The following is an 18,447-nucleotide window of genomic DNA, read 5'->3' on the forward strand; positions in this document are numbered from 1 at the left end:
ATGGAAGAAAGAGGTATGAATGCCCGCGTGAAGGCACTTAGAAAACTGAGTCTGGAGACACCTGCACATATTGATCTGGAGCGCGCGCTGAGTGAAACTGAGACTTATAAGAAGTATGAAGGGGAATTGTCCGTACCGGAACTGCGCGGACAGGTTCTGAAGGATTATTTTTCAACAAAGACATTGTATATCGGCGAGGGAGAGCTGATCGTAGGAGAAAAGGGGGATTCCCCCCAGGCAGCGCCGACATTTCCTGAACTTTGCTGCCATACGGTAGAAGATATGCATGTCATGAATGACCGGGATTTGATTAATTTCAAGGTGAAAGAAACCGATTATAAAGTACAGGAAGAGGTTATGATCCCATACTGGGAGAAACGTTCGATGAGAAGCCGTATTCTCCGCCAGATGACACCGGAGTGGAAAGATGCGTATGAGGCCGGTATTTTTACAGAGTTTATGGAGCAGAGAGGGCCGGGGCATACGGTCGGCTCTGTAAAAATTTATGAAAAAGGTTTCCTGGATTATAAAGAGGATATTCAGAATGCAATCGGCCAGCTTGATTTTATGAATGATACGGAAGCGCTGGATAAGAAAAATGAACTGGAAGGCATGAAGCTTGCCTGCGATGCCATCATGATTCTGGGCGAAAGATATGCTGCCTATGCGAGAGAGCTGGCGGAAAAGGAAGCAGATGCAAAGCGCAGGGAAGAGCTTCTTCAGATTGCAGCCAACTGTGATGTGGTTCCGGCACACAAGCCGGAGACTTACTGGCAGGCGATTCAGATGTACTGGTTTGTGCATCTTGGAGTGACCAGTGAGCTGAATCCTTGGGATGCCTACAGCCCGGGGCGTTTGGACCAGCATCTGAATCCGTTCTATGAGAAAGATGTGGAGACTGGAATTCTGGACGATGAAAAGGCACTGGAACTGCTGGAGTGCCTCTGGGTGAAGTTTAATAACCAGCCGGCGCCGCCGAAGGTAGGCATTACGCTGAAGGAGAGCAGCACTTATACAGATTTTGCGAACCTGAACACGGGTGGTATTACGCCGAACGGAGAGAATGGAGTAAATAATGTCAGCTATCTGATTCTGGACTGCATGGACGATATGAAGCTGCTGCAGCCAAGCTCAAACGTCCAGATCAGCAGAAAGACACCTCAGAAATTCCTGAAACGTGCATGTGAGATTTCCAGAAAGGGCTGGGGGCAGCCTGCATTTTATAACACGGAAGCAATCGTTCAGGAACTGCTTAATGCAGGTAAATCCCTGGAGGACGCAAGACGCGGCGGAACGAGCGGCTGCGTAGAGACGGGGGCATTTGGAAACGAAGCTTATATTCTGACCGGATATTTTAATATACCGAAGGTGTTTGAACTGACGCTGAATAACGGGGTTGATAAGATGACCGGAAAACAGCTGGGACCAAGGCTTGGAAATGCGGCGGATTTTGCTACGTATGAGGAGCTTTATGATGCGTTCAAGAAGCAGATGAAGTATTTCATTGATATTAAGATCCAGGGAAGTAATGTAATTGAGAAGATTTACGCCGAGCAGATGCCCGTACCATTCCTTTCTATTATTACGAACGACTGTATTTCAAAAGGAAAAGATTATAACGGCGGGGGTGCAAGATATAATACGAAGTATCTGCAGGGAGTGGGCATCGGTACCATAACCGACTGCCTGTCCGCTGTCAAATATAACGTATACGATCAAAAGAAATTTACAATGGAAGAACTGATGCAGGCGCTGGAGGATAATTTTGAAGGGCATGACCGGATCGCGAATCTGGTGCGTAACAAGACTCCAAAGTACGGAAATGACGATGATTATGCAGATGATATTATGCGTTCGGTCTTTGAGTATTACAGAGGACAGGTGACAGGACGGCCGAATATGCTGGGCGGAATGTACAGAATCAATATGCTTCCGACCACATGTCATGTGTATTTCGGGGATGTGATGATGGCAAGCGCAAACGGACGTCTGGCACACAAACCCGTATCAGAAGGCATTTCTCCGGAAAAGGGAGCGGATACGAATGGGCCTACTGCTGTGGTGAAATCCTGTGCAAAGATGGACCACCTGCAGACCGGCGGTACGCTGCTGAATCAGAAGTTTACGCCAAGTGTGGTATCCGGCGATGAAGGGCTGGAACAGATGGCGAATCTGGTGCGCGCATATTTTAATATGGACGGACATCATATCCAGTTCAATGTAATCGACAGAGAGACGCTGATCCAGGCGCAGAAGCATCCCGATGATTACAAAGATCTGATTGTGCGTGTGGCGGGCTACAGCGACCATTTCAGGAATCTGAGCAAGGCACTGCAGGATGAGATAATTGAAAGAACAGAGCAGAGCTTTCATTAAAGAAGCTTTATCATATTTGAAATTATTAACGAACAATTGTTTTGTCTAATATTTTGTTCGGGCAACAGATTTCGCTTTCGAGGATTAAGTGGTAAAATAGAAGAAAAATTTCAGATCCTTGGAGGTAGAAAATGAGAACAATCAAAGCACAGAAACTGACAGCAGAAGCATTTTCAAAGTATGGGGCATTCTATAATCTGGTTGAGCCGGCAGGAAACGCTCTTGGGTCCTTTTTCAATGACAAAGTAGCACTTCCTGTTTCCGGGAATGTCCCGGTTACGTTTTCCTCTCTTGTCACGGAAAAAGCTGACAAGATGATCGTAAACTCTGCGGAATATCATAACTACACAGGGGAAGGCATCCTGCCGCTGGACGGTGATGTAGTGATTCATGTGGCTCCTCCGACGAAAGATCCGGTACCTGAGCTGACAGAAGCCTTTGTAGTACCGAAGGGAACAGTCGTAAAGCTGAATACAGGTGTATGGCACCTCGGACCGATGCCGGTGGAAGAGGACGTTGTGCATGTGCTGATTGTTCTGCCGGAAAGGGTTTATGCAAATGACTGCTATGTAGTGGATTATCCGGAGGAAGACTGGATAGAGATCGAACTGTAAGGGAGCAGCCCGCAGGTAAATTCAGGACAAAAAAAGAGACTGTCTGGTTATCCCAGAGCAGTCTCTTTTCCAATTGTAAAATGGTCTGCCTTCAGGATGGCATAGGCCTCCTCGCATTTGTCTTCCCGCATAAGCTGTACCATATTTTTCAGATTTTCATTTGTTTTTGTTATATTCATCCCATTTTTAACGGAACGCTGGCCCATCCGGATGAGCTCGGACAAGTTGTTTTCATAGATCCGGTTGATACGTTCATTTTCAAAGATACTGACGATTTCCATATGCATATTGGTATCTGCCAGTTCCCACTGATAGATGTCGCCCGCTGAAGCGCACATGCGTACGACTTTTTCTTCAATGCGGAAGGAATATTCCTCGTGCCGTCCTGTTGTGAAAATCAGGCGGAATGCGTTTCCCTCCAGCAGTTCCCGGAGCTGGTAGATATCCCGGATGTCTTTGTCAGTGATCTCCTTGACTGTCATGGATTTATAATAATCGGTGACGATGAGTCCCTCGGATTGTAACATCTTGATTGCTGTCCGGACCGGATTGCGGCTCATGTTTAAATCGGCAGTCAGTTTCGCCTCGGTCAGCTGCATGCCCGGAGGGTAGGTCAGGTTCAGGATGTTCGTGCGGATCGTCTCGTAAGCCTGGTCGGCCAGCGAAATATGTTTTTCAGCCATATATTACACCTCAATTGTATACGAAATGAGTTACTGTATACAAATTATAAAGGATGTCGGGGAAGAATGCAACCTGATACATTGTAGATTAAGTGGAAAGATTATGACTGTTCAGACCTTACCGTGTGAACAGTAACGAAAGACCTGTGGGGCAGTGAAAAATTGTGGTATTATGAGACATAACGGACAAGGGGAAAGAAAAAGAGGTGATAAAATTGTCAGAAGTAAGAAAACATATCGTATTTTATGGCCGGGTTCAGGGCGTTGGTTTCCGCTACACTGCCAAATATCTGGCCCAGTCACTGGGATTGACCGGCTGGGTGAAAAATGAATGGGATGGTACCGTAGTAATGGAAATCCAGGGGCGCGAGCCGATGATAAATAAGCTGCTTGTAGGACTTAACCAGGGACATTTTATAACAATAGAATGGATGGATACGGAGGAGATTCCTCTTGAGAAGGAAAGCTGTTTTACTGTGCGGTAAAAAGGGGAAGAGTATTGGATGTGGTTTTGTTGAGATTAAGAAATAGCAATTGACATAATAGAGAGAAAATGATATATTGTATACAAATAATGAAATTGTATACAAAAAAGGCCGGATTAGGGGTCTGACCCCTTTGGGCCTGATTGATAAAAATTAGACAAGGAGGACAGTTATGAAATTAGGATTTATTGGTACAGGCAATATGGCAGGTGCTATCATGGGCGGTATTATTAAAGAAGGAATCTTTGGTGCGGAGGAGATCATCGGATCCGATATATTTGAGCCAGGGAGAGAGAAGGCAAGATCATTATATGGTATTCATGTGACAGCGGACAACAAGGAAGTCGTTGAGAAGTCAGAGGTAGTTGTCCTTTCTGTAAAACCGCAGTTCTATGCTTCTACAATTGCAGAAATTAAAGACTTTATCAGAGATGATCAGATCATCATTACAATTGCACCGGGAAAAACACTGGTGTGGCTGGAGGAGCAGTTTGGCAAAAAAGTAAAGATTGTCCGCACGATGCCGAATACACCGGCTATGGTAGGCGAGGGAATGACTGCAGCCTGCCCGAACGAATATGTGACGGAGGATGAACTGAAATATACAGTCAGCATCCTGAGCGCATTTGGAAAAGTAGAAGTGATACCGGAAAGGCTGATGGATGTTGTTGTATCCACAAGCGGAAGCTCTCCGGCCTATGTATTTATGTTTATAGAGGCCATGGCAGATGCAGCAGTTGCTGACGGCATGCCGAGGGCGCAGGCATACAAATTTGCGGCACAGGCAGTATACGGCAGCGCCAAGATGGTGCTGGAGACAGGGAAACACCCTGGGGAACTCAAAGACATGGTATGCTCCCCGGCAGGAACTACTATAGAGGCAGTCAGAGTACTGGAAAAGAACGGATTCAGAAGCGCAGTGATAGAAGCAATGAAAGCCTGTGCAGAGATATCCAAAAACATGTAGTCTTCTTAGCCCTGCATATAACTTCAATAAAGGCCCGGATTCTGTAAAAAGAATCCGGGCCTTTGTGAAATAACTATCAATCAGCCTCATAGGGGTCAGACCCCTATGAGAATCACATCGAGGTTTTCTTTGCACACTTCCGATTTTATGTTAGAATAGTAAATAAGAATACTATCAAAAGAAGGGCTGGGGATTATGAGCGAATCTAAAGAAAATAAGGGTGTGAAAGCGAGGATTGTATCGGCTGCGTGGCAGTTGTTCCACGACAAGGGCTATGACCACACCACGGTGGATGATATTATCGAGCTTTCGGATACGTCCAAAGGATCTTTTTATTACTATTTTAATACAAAGGATGAACTGCTCAGCACTTTGTCTACGGTGCTGGATGATTTTTATGAAGAACTCTATGCAGAGATCGATCGGGATATGAATAACTATGATAAGCTCCTTTATCTGAACTACAGAGTGCATTCCATGATCGAGGAGAAGATTAATATTGATCTGCTGGCATCGCTCTACTCTACGCAGCTGACTGCAAAGGGACAGAGACATCTTCTGGACCGGAACAGAGTGTATTACCAGCTCATTACCAGAATCGTGGAAGAGGGGCAGAAAAAAGGGGAGATCCGCCGGGACAAATCGATCACCGAGATTACAAAATATTATTCTCTGTGTGAGCGGGCGTTAATTTCGGACTGGTGCCTGAGCAAAGGGGACTATTCGCTTGGTGAATACAGCAGGGAATATATGCCGGTGATGATGGGATATTTTAAAATTTAAGGAGTAAGCAGATGAATATTCAGGGATTGCAAAAACTGACACTTTTGGACTACCCGGAAAAAGTGGCGTGCACGATTTTTACCGCGGGGTGTAATTTCCGGTGTCCTTTCTGCCACAACGCTTCGCTGGTGACGCATGTGGATGTGAATAACAACATACCTGAGGAAGAAGTTTTTTCTTTTCTGAAGAAACGTAAGGGAGTTCTGGACGGCGTGTGCATTACGGGCGGAGAGCCGCTGCTGCAGCCGGACATTGAGGATTTCATAAGAGCGGTAAAAGCACTGGGCTACGCTGTAAAGCTGGATACAAACGGAAGCAGCATAAACCGACTGCGGAGGCTGGTGGATCAGCATCTGGTTGATTATGTAGCAATGGATATCAAAAATGCGCCGAATAAATATGGCATAACAATTGGAATTGAAGATTATAACATGGAGGATGTCCTGCAGAGCGTGGATTATCTTATGTCAGGAGCAGTGTCCTGCGAATTCCGTACCACGGTAGTCAGGGAACTTCACAAAAGAGAAGACTTTGCGGCGATTGGAAGATGGCTTCGCGGAGCAGAGAAGTATTACCTTCAGGGCTTTGTGGATTCCGGGGATCTGATTCAGCCGGGGCTGCGGGCATATACAAAGGATATTATGGAACAGGCACTGGAAATCGTACGAAGAAATATACCCAATGCAGAGCTCCGAGGCGTTGAATGAAACGATGCTAAAAAGGCAGGCGGTATAAGCCAGAAAGAAAAGTTCAGGACAGATGTCCTGGATTTTTTCTTTTTTTATGAAAAAAAATCTATAAAATCTGCCTGACAAAGACGGAATTCCTATACATTTTTTGTGCATATCTATATAATAAATAATGAAAATGAAAAGAAGCAAAACGATATCGGAAAAGAAGAATCTTACGTAAGAAATGAGGCGAATCATATGGAGAAAAACCTGATTGAATTGATGGAACTGCTGGAAAAAGACAGAGCTGTCTACGCTATTTTAAAGCATTGTCCCTATGAGATTCTGAGAAAAATTCAGATAAAGCACTACAGGGAAAAAGAATTTGCTCTGGAGCAGGGAGAGATCCACAACACATTTTACATCATAGTGGAAGGCTGTGTGGATATTTATGTAGAATCCGAACATGGAAAAAAATATTTTCTGACCAGCTATGGAAAAGGCCAGTATTTAGGAGAACTGGAAGTATTCAGGCAGATACCCTACGTCAGCGGTGTGGAAGCCCAGGGAAAAGTAACCGTGCTGGAAATTGAAAGAGAGGTCTTACTGTCCTGGATCCAGATGGATTCCAACTTCAGCGAATATATGATCAAGACACTCTGCGATTCTACATACTTTATGTGCAACAACATGGGAAAAAACACTTTATATTCTCTGAAGCAGCGCCTGTGCCAGTATTTTATTGAAAATACGGACAAAAGCGGCGAGTTCAGAGTGCCCATGCGCACAGAAACGCTGGGAGAGCAGATGGCAGTAACCCAGAGAAGCATCAATCGGGTAATCAAACAATTAAAAGAAAAAGAGATCATTGAAATAGATAAAAACAGTGTGACGATAAAAGATTACAGCGCACTGCTGGAGGAAAGAGAGAAAAAGTGACAGACGGAGGAATGACAATGGAAAATATACAGCCACATATCCGGTGCGGTGTGGAAGACGCCGCAAAGTATGCAGTACTGCCGGGAGATCCGAAAAGGGTGGAGAGAACCAGGGAGTATCTGGAAAATGTAAAAGAGATCACATTTAACAGAGAGTATAAAAGCATTACAGGTTACTATAAAGGCACAAAAATCCTGGTAATCTCAACCGGCATGGGCGGTGCATCTACCGGTATCGCGGTGGAGGAACTGAAAAATATCGGCGTCGAGGTCATGATACGCATAGGAAGCTGCGGGGCGCTGCAGAATGAAATCGGCCTGGGGGATCTCATCATAGCGAACGGCGTAGTGCGGGACGAAGGCACAACAAAGGCCTATGTGGAAGAAATCTATCCCGCAATCCCGGACACAGAGCTGATGTTTACAGCAATAGAAGCTGCAAAAAGTCTTGGTTTCCCGTATCATGTGGGAAAAATCAGAAGTCATGACAGTTTTTACACGGAGGGAGAAGCGAAGATTGACGAGTACTGGTCGTCCAAAGGAGTGCTTGGCTCTGATATGGAGACGGCGGCACTGTTTACAATCGGAGGGCTGCGGGGTGTCAGGACTGCATCGATTCTAAACACAGTGGTGGAGTATGACGGCAATCTGGAGGAAGAGATCAACAAATATGCGGACGGAGCCAGTCTTATGATGCAGGGCGAAGAACACGAGATTCTGACGGCTTTCGAGACATGCGCCGCAATGGAGCAAAAGGCAGGCGAGGAGCCTGAAAAAAATAAATAAGAGAAGGTATGAGTAAACAAGGAGGAAACAAAATGAAAAAAAGATGGTTGGCAGCAGCGTTGGCATTGAGTATGGTTTTTGCAGGGGGATGCGGTTCTTCCGGCAAAGAAGACGAGGGCAGTGCAAAAAGTGATTCCGGTGATCAGGTGACGATCACTTACATGCAGTGGCAGCAGGAGTTTTCTACCGCGGCAATTAAACTGGCGGATGCCTATATGGAAGAGCATCCGAATGTGAAAGTGGAAGTAATCACCAACTCGGACGGTTACTCAGAGAATCTGAAAGCGGCGCTTGTTGCGGGAAATGTACCCGAGATTTTCGTGACAGAGGGCTACGAAAACATGAAGAGCTACGAGGAATACCTGACAGATCTTTCAGAGGAAGAATGGACAGGCAATATCAAGGATGCCGCCCTCCAGTGCGTTACTCTGGATGGAAATATTATGGGGATGCCCATTACTATGGCAGGCGAGGGCATAATCTACAATAAAAAAATGTTTAAAGAGCATGGCTGGGAAGTTCCGCAGACCATTACAGAGCTGGAGGAACTGTGTAAGAAGATCGAGGCAGAGGGGATCACACCATTCAACAATCAGTTTGCCGATGACTGGCTGCTGGGACAGTTTATGAGCGGCAGCGGCTATGCATATATCCCGGATAATGCAGAATACACGAAAGAATTATACGCAGGAAACGAAAAGCTTTCAGAAAACGAACAGATGAAAAATTCCTTTAAAGTCCTGGATCTGATGCTGAAATACGGACAGGACGACTGCATGAGCTATGGCTGGAATGAGACATGCACCGCATTTGCAACCGGTGAGGCGGCTATGGCATTTGAAGGGGACTGGGTATGGGATACCGTGTACGCAATTGATCCGGAAATCGAATGCGGTATGTTTGCCCTGCCGGCAACGGAAAACGCTGAGGACACAAAAATGATCGTAGATGCAAACGGCTGCTTCCACATTGGAAAAGGTTCCGCGCATCCGGAAGCCGGGCTTGACTATCTGAACTGGATCGCTACAAGTGAGACGGCAAAGCAGATTATGCTGGAAGATTATAAAGTAATCCCTGTTTTTGAAGGCTGGGAATACCAGGCGGACAATCAGCTGGCAGTATCCACAATTGAGTATCTGGATGCAGGAAAGACATTTATGTGGTCATGGCCGCAATGGCCGGTTGGTTACCAGTATTCGGCAGGAAAAACCTACCAGAATTACATCGATGGAAGCATGAGTTCTGACGAAGCGCTTCAGGAACTGGACGATACCTGGACAAAGCTTGTGAACGCGAAAGAAGAGTAAGAGAAAGGGGAAAAGGGCATGAGAAAGAGGGCAAAAAAAGGGCTGGAATTCTGGATGTTTGTAGCACCGGTGCTGATTCCTTTTCTTATATTTTATTTTCTGCCGATCTGTATGGGGCTTTACTATTCCCTGTTCGACTGGAACGGCATCAGTAAAGGAATGAATTTTATCGGACTCAAAAACTACATTGAACTTTTCACAAACGACAAAAATTACTTTGAGTCACTGGCATTTACATTTAAATTTGCGTTGTTTAATGTAGTTCTGACCAATGTACTGGCAATCTTAATGGCACTCTGGGTAAATGGTAAATTGAAGACTTCCAAGTTTACCAGAACCTGTTTCTTCATGCCCAACATTGTCTGTGCGATTGTTGCAGGTTTCCTGTGGAGATTTATCTTTAACCAGATCTCGGATACGCTCTACAAATCAACAGGGCTGGATTTTCTGGGTATTAAATGGCTGGGATCTACAGATACCGCATGGGTGGCAATCTTGATTGTCGTACTCTGGCAGTCGATCGGGTATAACATGATTATATATCTGGCAGGGCTGAACATGATCGACAAAACCTTTTATGAAAGCGCGGCAATCGACGGTGCAGGCAGGATTACGAAATTTTTTAAGATCACGCTGCCGCTGATGATGCCGTCCATCACAATCTGCCTGTTTAATGTCACGGCACAGTCCTTCCGGCTGTTTGATGTGAATGTGTCGCTGACCAAGGGCGGGCCCGGGCGTTCTACCATGGGACTTGCCATCGATATATATAATGAGGCGTTTAAACAGAACAGACTGGGATATGGCTCGGCGAAAGCGGTCATCCTTTTGATTATAGTCATGACAATTACCATGCTGCAGACGAATTATACGAGAAAAAGAGAGGTGGAAATGTAATGAGAAAGGGTACAAAAACAATATCCAGACTGCTTCTGGAGATCATATCCATAGTGTGTGGTGTTATTTTTGTCTCTCCGGTACTGCTGGTTATCATCAATGCATTTAAGCCGCTCGGAGAAATACTGAAAAACCCGTTCAGCATCCCGTCGAGTCCTGTTACGGAAAATATCATGTACGTGATTGAAAACATGAAGTATTTTAAGGTGCTCAGAAATACAATCATTATTACGGTAATCGTTGTCGCAGGGACCGTGATCCTGGCGGCAATGGCAGGATACAAGCTGACAAGGACGAACACGAGGATCAGTAAGATCATCACCGCTGTCTTCCTTTCCTCCATGCTGGTGCCGTTCCAGACCTATATGATACCGATCGCAAAGCTGGCCTCCATACTGCATATCAACAACACGATGGCCGGATATATACTTATACAGATACCGCTGTATGCGCCTATGGGAATCTTTATGTACCAGGGATTTGTAAAAAATATTCCGCTCAGCCTGGAGGAGGCGGCAAGGCTGGACGGCTGTTCACCTTTCCGTATATTCTTTCACATTGTATTCCCGCTGATGAAGCCCATCACGGCAAGCATTGTGGTATTATACTCACTCTGGATCTGGAATGACTATGCCCTGGCAAGCATGATGCTGACAAGTGCGGAAAACAAGACACTGACGATTACGATTTATTCCTTCTTTTCTGCATTTACCAACCGGTGGGATTATGCGCTGGCGGCCCTGTCGCTGTCGATTATCCCGATTACGATATTCTATATATTTATGCAGAAATATATCGTCTCCGGCGTAACTGCAGGGGCCGTGAAAGGATAAGTGTGAGTGGTATGTATCAATATAACGAACAAACAATAGAAAAGATCTATGCCGGGTGGCTTGGAAAAACCATCGGAATCCGGCTTGGTGCGCCGGTGGAGGGCTGGACTTACGAAAAGATCCAAGAGGTCTACGGGGAAATCTGGGACTATCCGGTTGATTACGGCACATTCGCTGCGGATGATGACAGCAACGGCCCTATCTTCCTTGTACGTGCCATGGAGCATGGCAGGAAAGACGGCAGCCTGCATGCCCAGGATGTGGCGGATGCGCTTCTGAATTATGCACCGTATGAGCACGGATTCTTCTGGTGGGGCGGCTATGGAGTGTCAACAGAACATACCGCCTATCTGAATCTGAGAAATGGAATCAAAGCGCCTCTTTGCGGCAGCATCGCTAAAAATGGTGCGGCTATAGCAGAGCAGATTGGAGGCCAGATATTTATAGACCCCTGGGGGCTGATATCACCGGGCAGGCCCCGGCAGGCGGCAGAGTTTGCAAAAGAGGCGGCTGGCGTGACGCACGATGGAAACGGTATCTGGGGCGGTGTCTTTGTTGCCGTCTGCATCAGCCTTGCTTTTGAGGATTATACAGTGGAGGAGATGCTGGAGAGGGCACTGCGTTTTATACCGGAGGAGTGTGAATACGCCAGGGCGGTAAAGTGTGTGACAGAGTTTTACCACAAAGACGAAGAAAAAGACTGGAGGAAGTGTTATGCATATATCCGGGAATATTTTGGATACGACAGGTATCCGGGATACTGCCATATCATTCCTAATGCGGCCGTAATGATTCTGTCGCTTTTATATGGGGAAGACGATTATACGAAAACCATCTGCATCTGTAATATGTGCGGCTGGGATACGGACTGTAATGTAGGAAATGTGGGCACCATCATGGGGGTACGGGGAGGTCTGGAAGGGATTCCTTATGAAAAGTGGAGAAAGCCTGTGAATGACCTGCTGATCTGCTCAGGAACCATGGGCAGCCTGAATATGATGGATCTTCCCTACGGAGCATCCTACATGGCAAAATATGCCTTTGAGACGGCCGGATACAAGCTGCCGGAAAAATGGAAACATATCATAGGGGAACATCAGGAATCCTGTCATTTTGAATATCCAGGTTCCACCCATGCCATGCGGGTGCGGTGTGAGGATTATGAGGCAGCGCAGCATCTGGAATATTATCTCACCAATTCAACGGAGCAGGCATATACAGGCAGCCATTCTTTAAAACTGCATGCCCGTCCGCTCTGGCCGGGACAGCAGCTGTATCTTTTCAAAAAGACGTACTACAGCAGCCGGGAACTGCATGATGACCGATATGAGCCGGCTTTTTCCCCTATGATCTATCCTGGTCAGACCCTGAGCGGAAATGTGTTTCTTCCCGATGGGCAGCAGGCCGCGGAGGTCCGGATGTATGTCAGAGATCTGCACGGAGACTGTATGCTGAAAGGGGAGAAGACGCTCTGCAGGCCAGGGGAATGGAGTCATCTGGAATTCAGGATTCCTTCCTGTGACGGGGCGCTTCTGGACGAAGCCGGATTTTGCTTTACAATTCCGGGGCAGTCCTTTCAGGGTGTTGAATTTCATGCTTACATAGACGATATGGAGTATGGCGGTGCACCGGATTATGACATCGATTTCCGCAAAGAGATCCTGGAGATGAAGACGCAGACCCACCATGAAATTACCCAGTTTACGAAGGTAAAAGGCTGGACCTGGCTGGAAGAGGAATGGCTGCACATTACGGGCACTGATTTTGCAGAAACATACACCGGGAGCCACAGGTTTGAGGACTATCAGGTTGAGGCCAGATTCAGGCCTCTGCACGGCCCTCAGCATTATATCAATATCCGTGTGCAGGGGGCAATGCGCTCCTACGCGGCAGGATTTCACCAACCAGGTAGACTTGCGCTCCTGAAAAATGAAAATGGGTACCGCACAGTGGCGGAAACCGCGTATCCCTGGGAGGAAGGCAAAGAATACCGGTTAACGGTCCGTGCGAAAGAGAACACCATCTGTATATTAGAAAACGGAAAAGAGCTGCTGTCATATACAGACCCGGAGGCTCCTTATCTTACGGGAGCATTTGGCTTTTCCGTGCAGAGTGGAAGCCACTGCAGTTATGCGGGTATAAAAGTAAGAGGGATATAGGAGGCCAAAATGGTAAAGAGAAGAATTTTCCTGATTGTGCTGGACAGTTTCGGGATCGGAGAAGCACCAGATGCGGAGGAGTTCGGGGATCGGGGATGCCATACACTTCATACGATCTTAAAATCCCCCGAATATCAGACACCCGTGCTGGAAAGGCTGGGGCTGTTCCGGATCGAAGGCGCGCCCCAACAGAAAGGCGGCGGAGTTTTGACGGGCAGTTTCGGGAGGATGCAGGAGGCTTCCAGGGGCAAGGACACAACCATCGGACACTGGGAAATAGCCGGAATTGTTTCCAAAAAACCGCTTCCAGTCTATCCGGACGGTTTTCCGGAATCCATCATCAGAGAATTTGAAAAAAGGACGAAGCGAAAGACTCTTTGCAACCGGCCGTATTCCGGGACAGAGGTTATCCGGGATTACGGGGAAGAATCGGAGAAAACAGGGTCACTGATCGTATATACATCTGCAGACAGCGTCTTTCAGATTGCCGCCCATGAAGCGGTGGTTCCGGTGGAGGAGCTGTACGGCTGCTGCGAGACGGCGAGGGAGCTGCTTACCGGGGAACATGGAGTGGGGCGTGTGATAGCACGCCCCTTTGCCGGCGCCAGAGGCAGTTATCAAAGGACTGCGGGCCGGCATGATTTTTCTATAAAGCCCCCTGGAGATACCATGCTGGATATGCTGGCTGATGCAGGATACGAAACATACGGGATTGGAAAGATAGGAGATATATTTGCGGGACAGGGAATTTCTCACACACAGAGAAGTCTCAATAATGTAGATGGAATGGAAAAAACAATTGCAATGCTTGAGAAGAATTTTTCCGGAATCTGTTTTGTCAATCTTGTAGATTTTGATATGCTTTACGGTCATCGGAATGATATTGACGGTTATGCCAGAGCCGCCGCAGTGTTTGACAGGCAGCTTCATATATTTATGGATAAGATGAGGAAAGAGGATATTCTGGTGATTACGGCAGACCATGGATGCGATCCGGGATTCCCTGGGACAGACCACACAAGAGAGTATACACCGCTTCTGGTTTTCGGCGGGGATATCAGACCAGGTGTAAATCTTGGGACAAGGAAAACATTTGCCGATATCGCAGCAACAGTGCTGGATATCATGGATACCGATGACAGGACGGACGGGGCCAGTTTTAAAGAGCTGATCCTTATATAAGAAAATGTATCTATATCTTGTTGGAAACAAAAAAGTTGCATACTAGATATTGTTGTTCTTTATTGACAAGTGAAATATATGGTGATAGAATATCCTCAGATGCCCAACTGTTTATGGTTGGGCAAAAATTATCTGACTTTGATTAGAGAAAGGGGCGACCGTACAGTATGTATCAGGTTACAAAAAGAGATGGGAAGATAGCAGACTTCGATCTTGCCAAGATATGTGAGGCAATCAGGAAGGCATTTGAGGCCCGGGAAAGGCAATACAATCAGGATATTATAGATTTGCTGGCATTGAAAGTAACAGCAGACTTTGAACCTAAGATTAAAAAAGGGCTGGTTTCAGTGGAGGATGTCCAGGACAGTGTGGAATCCGTACTGATAAAGGCAGGATATGCGGACGTTGCGAAAGGCTATATTTTATACAGAAAGCAGAGGGAAAAGATTCGGAATCTGAATTCAACCCTGCTGGATTATAAAGAGATTGTGGACAGTTATGTGAAGATTACTGACTGGCGTGTAAAAGAGAATTCTACAGTCACTTATTCCGTTGGCGGCCTGATTCTCAGCAATTCAGGTGCAATTACAGCGAATTACTGGCTGTCAGAGATTTATGATGATGAGGTGGGGAAGGCGCACAAGAACGCTGATATCCATATTCACGATCTGTCCATGCTCACAGGATACTGCGCAGGATGGTCCTTAAAGCAGCTGATACAGGACGGTCTGGGCGGCATTACAGGAAGAATCACGTCGGCGCCGGCCAAGCACCTGAGCGTACTCTGCAACCAGATGGTAAACTTTCTGGGAATCATGCAGAATGAATGGGCGGGAGCCCAGGCTTTTTCATCCTTTGATACCTATCTTGCGCCCTTTGTCAAGATCGATAACCTGACATACCCGGAAGTCAAGAAATGTATCGAGTCCTTTATATATGGCGTGAATATACCGTCCCGCTGGGGAACACAGGCACCGTTCTCCAATATTACGCTGGACTGGACGGTACCAGGCGATCTGGCACATCTCCCGGCTATTGTAGGCGGTATTGAGCAGGATTTCACTTATGGTGACTGCAAAGAAGAGATGGACATGATCAATAAGGCATTTATCGAGACGATGATCGAAGGGGATGCCGATGGAAGAGGATTCCAATATCCGATCCCGACATATTCCATTACAAATGATTTTGACTGGTCTGATACAGAGAATAACCGTCTTCTGTTTGAGATGACTGCAAAGTACGGAACTCCTTATTTTTCAAATTATATTAACAGTGATATGGAGCCGAGCGATGTCAGAAGTATGTGCTGCCGTCTGCGTCTGGATCTCCGTGAACTCCGCAAAAAATCAGGCGGTTTCTTTGGAAGCGGAGAGAGTACTGGTTCCATCGGAGTCGTTACGATCAATATGCCGAGAATTGCATATCTGGCTGACAATGAGGAGGAATTCTATAAACATCTGGATAAAATGATGGATATTTCAGCAAGTTCCCTTCATACAAAGCGTGTTGTTATATCAAAGCTGATGGATGAAGGACTGTATCCTTATACCAAGAGATATCTGGGCTCATTTGAAAACCATTTCTCCACAATCGGACTGATTGGTATGAACGAAGCAGGGCTGAATGCAAAATGGATCGGAAAAGACATGACAAGCGCAGAGACGCAGCAGTTTACAAAGGACGTGCTGAATCACATGAGAGAGCGTCTGTCGGATTACCAGGAGATGTACGGAGAGCTGTACAATCTGGAGGCAACTCCGGCAGAATCCACTACTTACCGTCTGGCAAAGCATGATGTGGAACAGTTCCCGGATATCATTACTGCAGCAGAGGGAGACGGAACTCCTTACTATACAAACAGCTCACATTTACCGGTTGGGTATACAGAAGATGTATTTGAAGCGCTTGATATTCAGGACGAGCTCCAGACATTATACACATCGGGTACTGTATTCCATACCTTCCTGGGAGAAAAGCTGCCGGGGTGGAAATCAGCGGCGTCATTGGTGAAGAAGATCGCAGAGAATTACAAGCTGCCTTACTATACAATGTCACCGACATACTCGATCTGTAAGAATCATGGATACATTTCCGGGGAACTTTACAAATGCCCGCATTGCGGAGAGGAAACTGAAGTATACAGCCGTATCACGGGATATTACCGTCCTGTAAAGAACTGGAATGACGGAAAAACGCAGGAATTTAAAGACCGTAAGGTATATGATATCAGCAATTCCAATATGAGCATCAAGACACATGAGGCGAAAAAAGCAGCGGAAGAGGCAGAGATTCCGGCAGGAGAGATGAAAACCCTTCTTTTTACAACCAAAACCTGCCCGAACTGCAAGATTGCGACAAGTTCACTGGAAAAAGCCAATATAGCCTATGAGATTGTAGATGCGGAAGAAAACGAAGAACTTGTGAAAAAATATGGTGTAATGCAGGCCCCGACACTGGTTGTGATCGGTGAGAAAGGTGTGCAGAAAATGGCAAATGCTTCGAATATTAAAGCGTATGCAGAGGAACACTAGAGTATAACAGATGCAATGAATAATTAGATATACTCAGGAATAAGAATATGACATGGCGGTTTTAAAACGGCGCAGACAGGGAAGCGGCAGGAGCTTTCCGGAGGCAGGCCTTTTTGGAACCGCTTTTCAACAAGGAGGAACAGATATGTATGATATTGGAATTATAGGCGGAGGTACGGCCGGAATGACTGCGGCGATATATGGACAGAGAGCCGGGAAACGCACGGTGATTATTGAGAGTATGAATTTCGGCGGACAGATTACGTCTTCTCATAACGTTGAGAACTATCCTGGGATTGCAAGTGTTAGCGGCAGCGAATTTTCCATGAATCTGCTGGATCAGGCGATGAAACTGGGAACAGAGACCGTGATGGAACAGGTAACCGGCATCCGGGAGGAGGGGGGCATTAAGATCATAGAAACTGCAGGAAAAGAGTATCCGTGCAGAACCGTGATCATTGCCACAGGAGTGACACACAGACATATGGGACTGGAAAAGGAGATCCAGCTTACCGGATCGGGAGTTTCCTATTGTGCCACATGTGACGGGGCATTTTTCAGAGGCCGTGATGTTGCGGTCATCGGAGGCGGCAATACAGCTCTCCAGGATGCAGAATTCCTTTCCAACTACTGTAATAAAGTCTACCTGGTGCACAGGAGAGATGAATTCCGTGGAGACAGCAGCCTGGTAGATGCGCTGAAGCAAAGAGACAATGTGGAATTTGTGCTCAGTGCAACTGTGAAAGACATTGTAGGCGAGACCATGGTGGAAGGACTGATCCTGAACAATAAAAAGACCGGCGAAGACTTTAAGATCGAAGTTGCAGGCGTGTTTGTAGCAATCGGACAGATCCCGCAGAATCAGCTATTTGCCGATTTCATAAAACTGGATGCAGACGGATTCATACTGGCTTCTGAGGACTGTATGACCTCCAGGCCGGGCGTGTATGCAGCCGGAGACTGCCGTACAAAAGAAGTGCGCCAGCTCACAACCGCGGCGGCAGATGGGGCTGTAGCAGCGCTGGCGGCATGTAAGTTTATGGTTTGATGTCCGCCTGTCCTGGATGGTGTATGGGGCGCAGGAGGGGATGTCTGCCGGTGTTTTTGGATACCGGCCGTTTAGCCTGGTTTCCCTAGGGATAAAATAGAAAAATCTGATGGAACCGGCGACATGCGGCCCCAAATCTGATGATTTGGGGCCTTAGTCGCCTCAGACTTTGCTTGGTAAAGCA

16 protein-coding genes are annotated in these 18,447 nt (G+C 46.6%); 15 read left to right on the top strand and 1 reads right to left on the bottom strand.

Translation table 11 applies throughout. The annotated features are described in order from the left end of the window. Positions 1 to 2,376, top strand: coding sequence for a trans-4-hydroxy-L-proline dehydratase (gene hypD / locus HMPREF0240_RS21185; RefSeq protein WP_009005446.1), 2,376 nt, complete (start codon positions 1 to 3; stop codon positions 2,374 to 2,376). A gap of 131 nt (positions 2,377 to 2,507) precedes the next feature. Then, complete coding sequence (locus tag HMPREF0240_RS21190) at positions 2,508 to 2,990, top strand: ureidoglycolate lyase (RefSeq protein ID WP_009005447.1); 483 nt, start codon at positions 2,508 to 2,510, stop codon at positions 2,988 to 2,990. A 47-nt stretch (positions 2,991 to 3,037) separates the two neighbouring features. Here the strand turns inward: HMPREF0240_RS21190 and HMPREF0240_RS21195 are convergent, their stop codons facing one another. Continuing rightward, on the bottom strand, positions 3,038 to 3,673 hold the full coding sequence (locus HMPREF0240_RS21195; protein WP_009005448.1) for a GntR family transcriptional regulator: 636 nt from the start codon (positions 3,671 to 3,673) through the stop codon (positions 3,038 to 3,040). Between the two features lie 206 nt (positions 3,674 to 3,879). Between HMPREF0240_RS21195 and HMPREF0240_RS21200 the strand changes: the two genes are divergently transcribed. From HMPREF0240_RS21200 to trxB, 13 genes are all read left to right on the top strand, one after another. Then, positions 3,880 to 4,158, top strand: a complete 279-nt coding sequence (locus tag HMPREF0240_RS21200) for an acylphosphatase (RefSeq protein ID WP_009005449.1) — start codon at positions 3,880 to 3,882, stop codon at positions 4,156 to 4,158. Between the two features lie 172 nt (positions 4,159 to 4,330). Beyond that, positions 4,331 to 5,125, top strand: coding sequence for a pyrroline-5-carboxylate reductase (proC, locus tag HMPREF0240_RS21205; RefSeq protein WP_009005450.1), 795 nt, complete (start codon positions 4,331 to 4,333; stop codon positions 5,123 to 5,125). Positions 5,126 to 5,320: 195 nt separating this feature from the next. Further along, positions 5,321 to 5,908 carry a TetR/AcrR family transcriptional regulator gene (locus HMPREF0240_RS21210; RefSeq protein ID WP_009005451.1) on the top strand — a complete coding sequence of 196 codons (588 nt, stop codon included), beginning with the start codon at positions 5,321 to 5,323 and terminating at the stop codon, positions 5,906 to 5,908. Between the two features lie 11 nt (positions 5,909 to 5,919). After that, positions 5,920 to 6,615, top strand: coding sequence for an anaerobic ribonucleoside-triphosphate reductase activating protein (locus HMPREF0240_RS21215; RefSeq protein WP_009005452.1), 696 nt, complete (start codon positions 5,920 to 5,922; stop codon positions 6,613 to 6,615). A 222-nt stretch (positions 6,616 to 6,837) separates the two neighbouring features. Next, positions 6,838 to 7,518, top strand: coding sequence for a Crp/Fnr family transcriptional regulator (locus HMPREF0240_RS21220; RefSeq protein WP_009005453.1), 681 nt, complete (start codon positions 6,838 to 6,840; stop codon positions 7,516 to 7,518). Between the two features lie 17 nt (positions 7,519 to 7,535). Next, positions 7,536 to 8,303, top strand: coding sequence for a nucleoside phosphorylase (locus tag HMPREF0240_RS21225; RefSeq protein ID WP_009005454.1), 768 nt, complete (start codon positions 7,536 to 7,538; stop codon positions 8,301 to 8,303). Positions 8,304 to 8,335: 32 nt separating this feature from the next. Continuing rightward, entirely contained in the window at positions 8,336 to 9,610 is a 1,275-nt protein-coding gene (locus HMPREF0240_RS21230; RefSeq protein ID WP_035314500.1) for an ABC transporter substrate-binding protein, read from the top strand. Between the two features lie 18 nt (positions 9,611 to 9,628). Then, the gene (locus HMPREF0240_RS21235; RefSeq protein ID WP_009005456.1) at positions 9,629 to 10,507 is read left to right on the top strand and encodes a sugar ABC transporter permease; all 879 of its coding nucleotides are present in this window, start codon (positions 9,629 to 9,631) and stop codon (positions 10,505 to 10,507) included. After that, complete coding sequence (locus HMPREF0240_RS21240) at positions 10,507 to 11,340, top strand: carbohydrate ABC transporter permease (protein WP_009005457.1); 834 nt, start codon at positions 10,507 to 10,509, stop codon at positions 11,338 to 11,340. The genes HMPREF0240_RS21235 and HMPREF0240_RS21240 overlap by 1 nt, the downstream gene beginning before the upstream one ends. Positions 11,341 to 11,351: 11 nt before the next feature. Continuing rightward, the gene (locus HMPREF0240_RS21245) at positions 11,352 to 13,499 is read left to right on the top strand and encodes an ADP-ribosylglycohydrolase family protein (protein WP_009005458.1); all 2,148 of its coding nucleotides are present in this window, start codon (positions 11,352 to 11,354) and stop codon (positions 13,497 to 13,499) included. A gap of 9 nt (positions 13,500 to 13,508) precedes the next feature. After that, positions 13,509 to 14,681: a phosphopentomutase gene (locus tag HMPREF0240_RS21250; protein WP_009005459.1), complete on the top strand. Its 1,173-nt coding sequence runs from the start codon at positions 13,509 to 13,511 to the stop codon at positions 14,679 to 14,681. A gap of 167 nt (positions 14,682 to 14,848) precedes the next feature. Next, a complete protein-coding gene (locus HMPREF0240_RS21255; RefSeq protein ID WP_009005460.1) occupies positions 14,849 to 17,215 on the top strand; it encodes a ribonucleoside triphosphate reductase in 2,367 nt (788 codons plus the stop codon). Between the two features lie 145 nt (positions 17,216 to 17,360). After that, positions 17,361 to 18,263, top strand: coding sequence for a thioredoxin-disulfide reductase (gene trxB / locus HMPREF0240_RS21260; RefSeq protein WP_009005461.1), 903 nt, complete (start codon positions 17,361 to 17,363; stop codon positions 18,261 to 18,263). Positions 18,264 to 18,447 lie beyond the last annotated feature (184 nt).

Source organism: Clostridium sp. D5 (assembly GCF_000190355.1).
Classification (GTDB): domain Bacteria; phylum Bacillota; class Clostridia; order Lachnospirales; family Lachnospiraceae; genus Faecalicatena; species Faecalicatena fissicatena_A.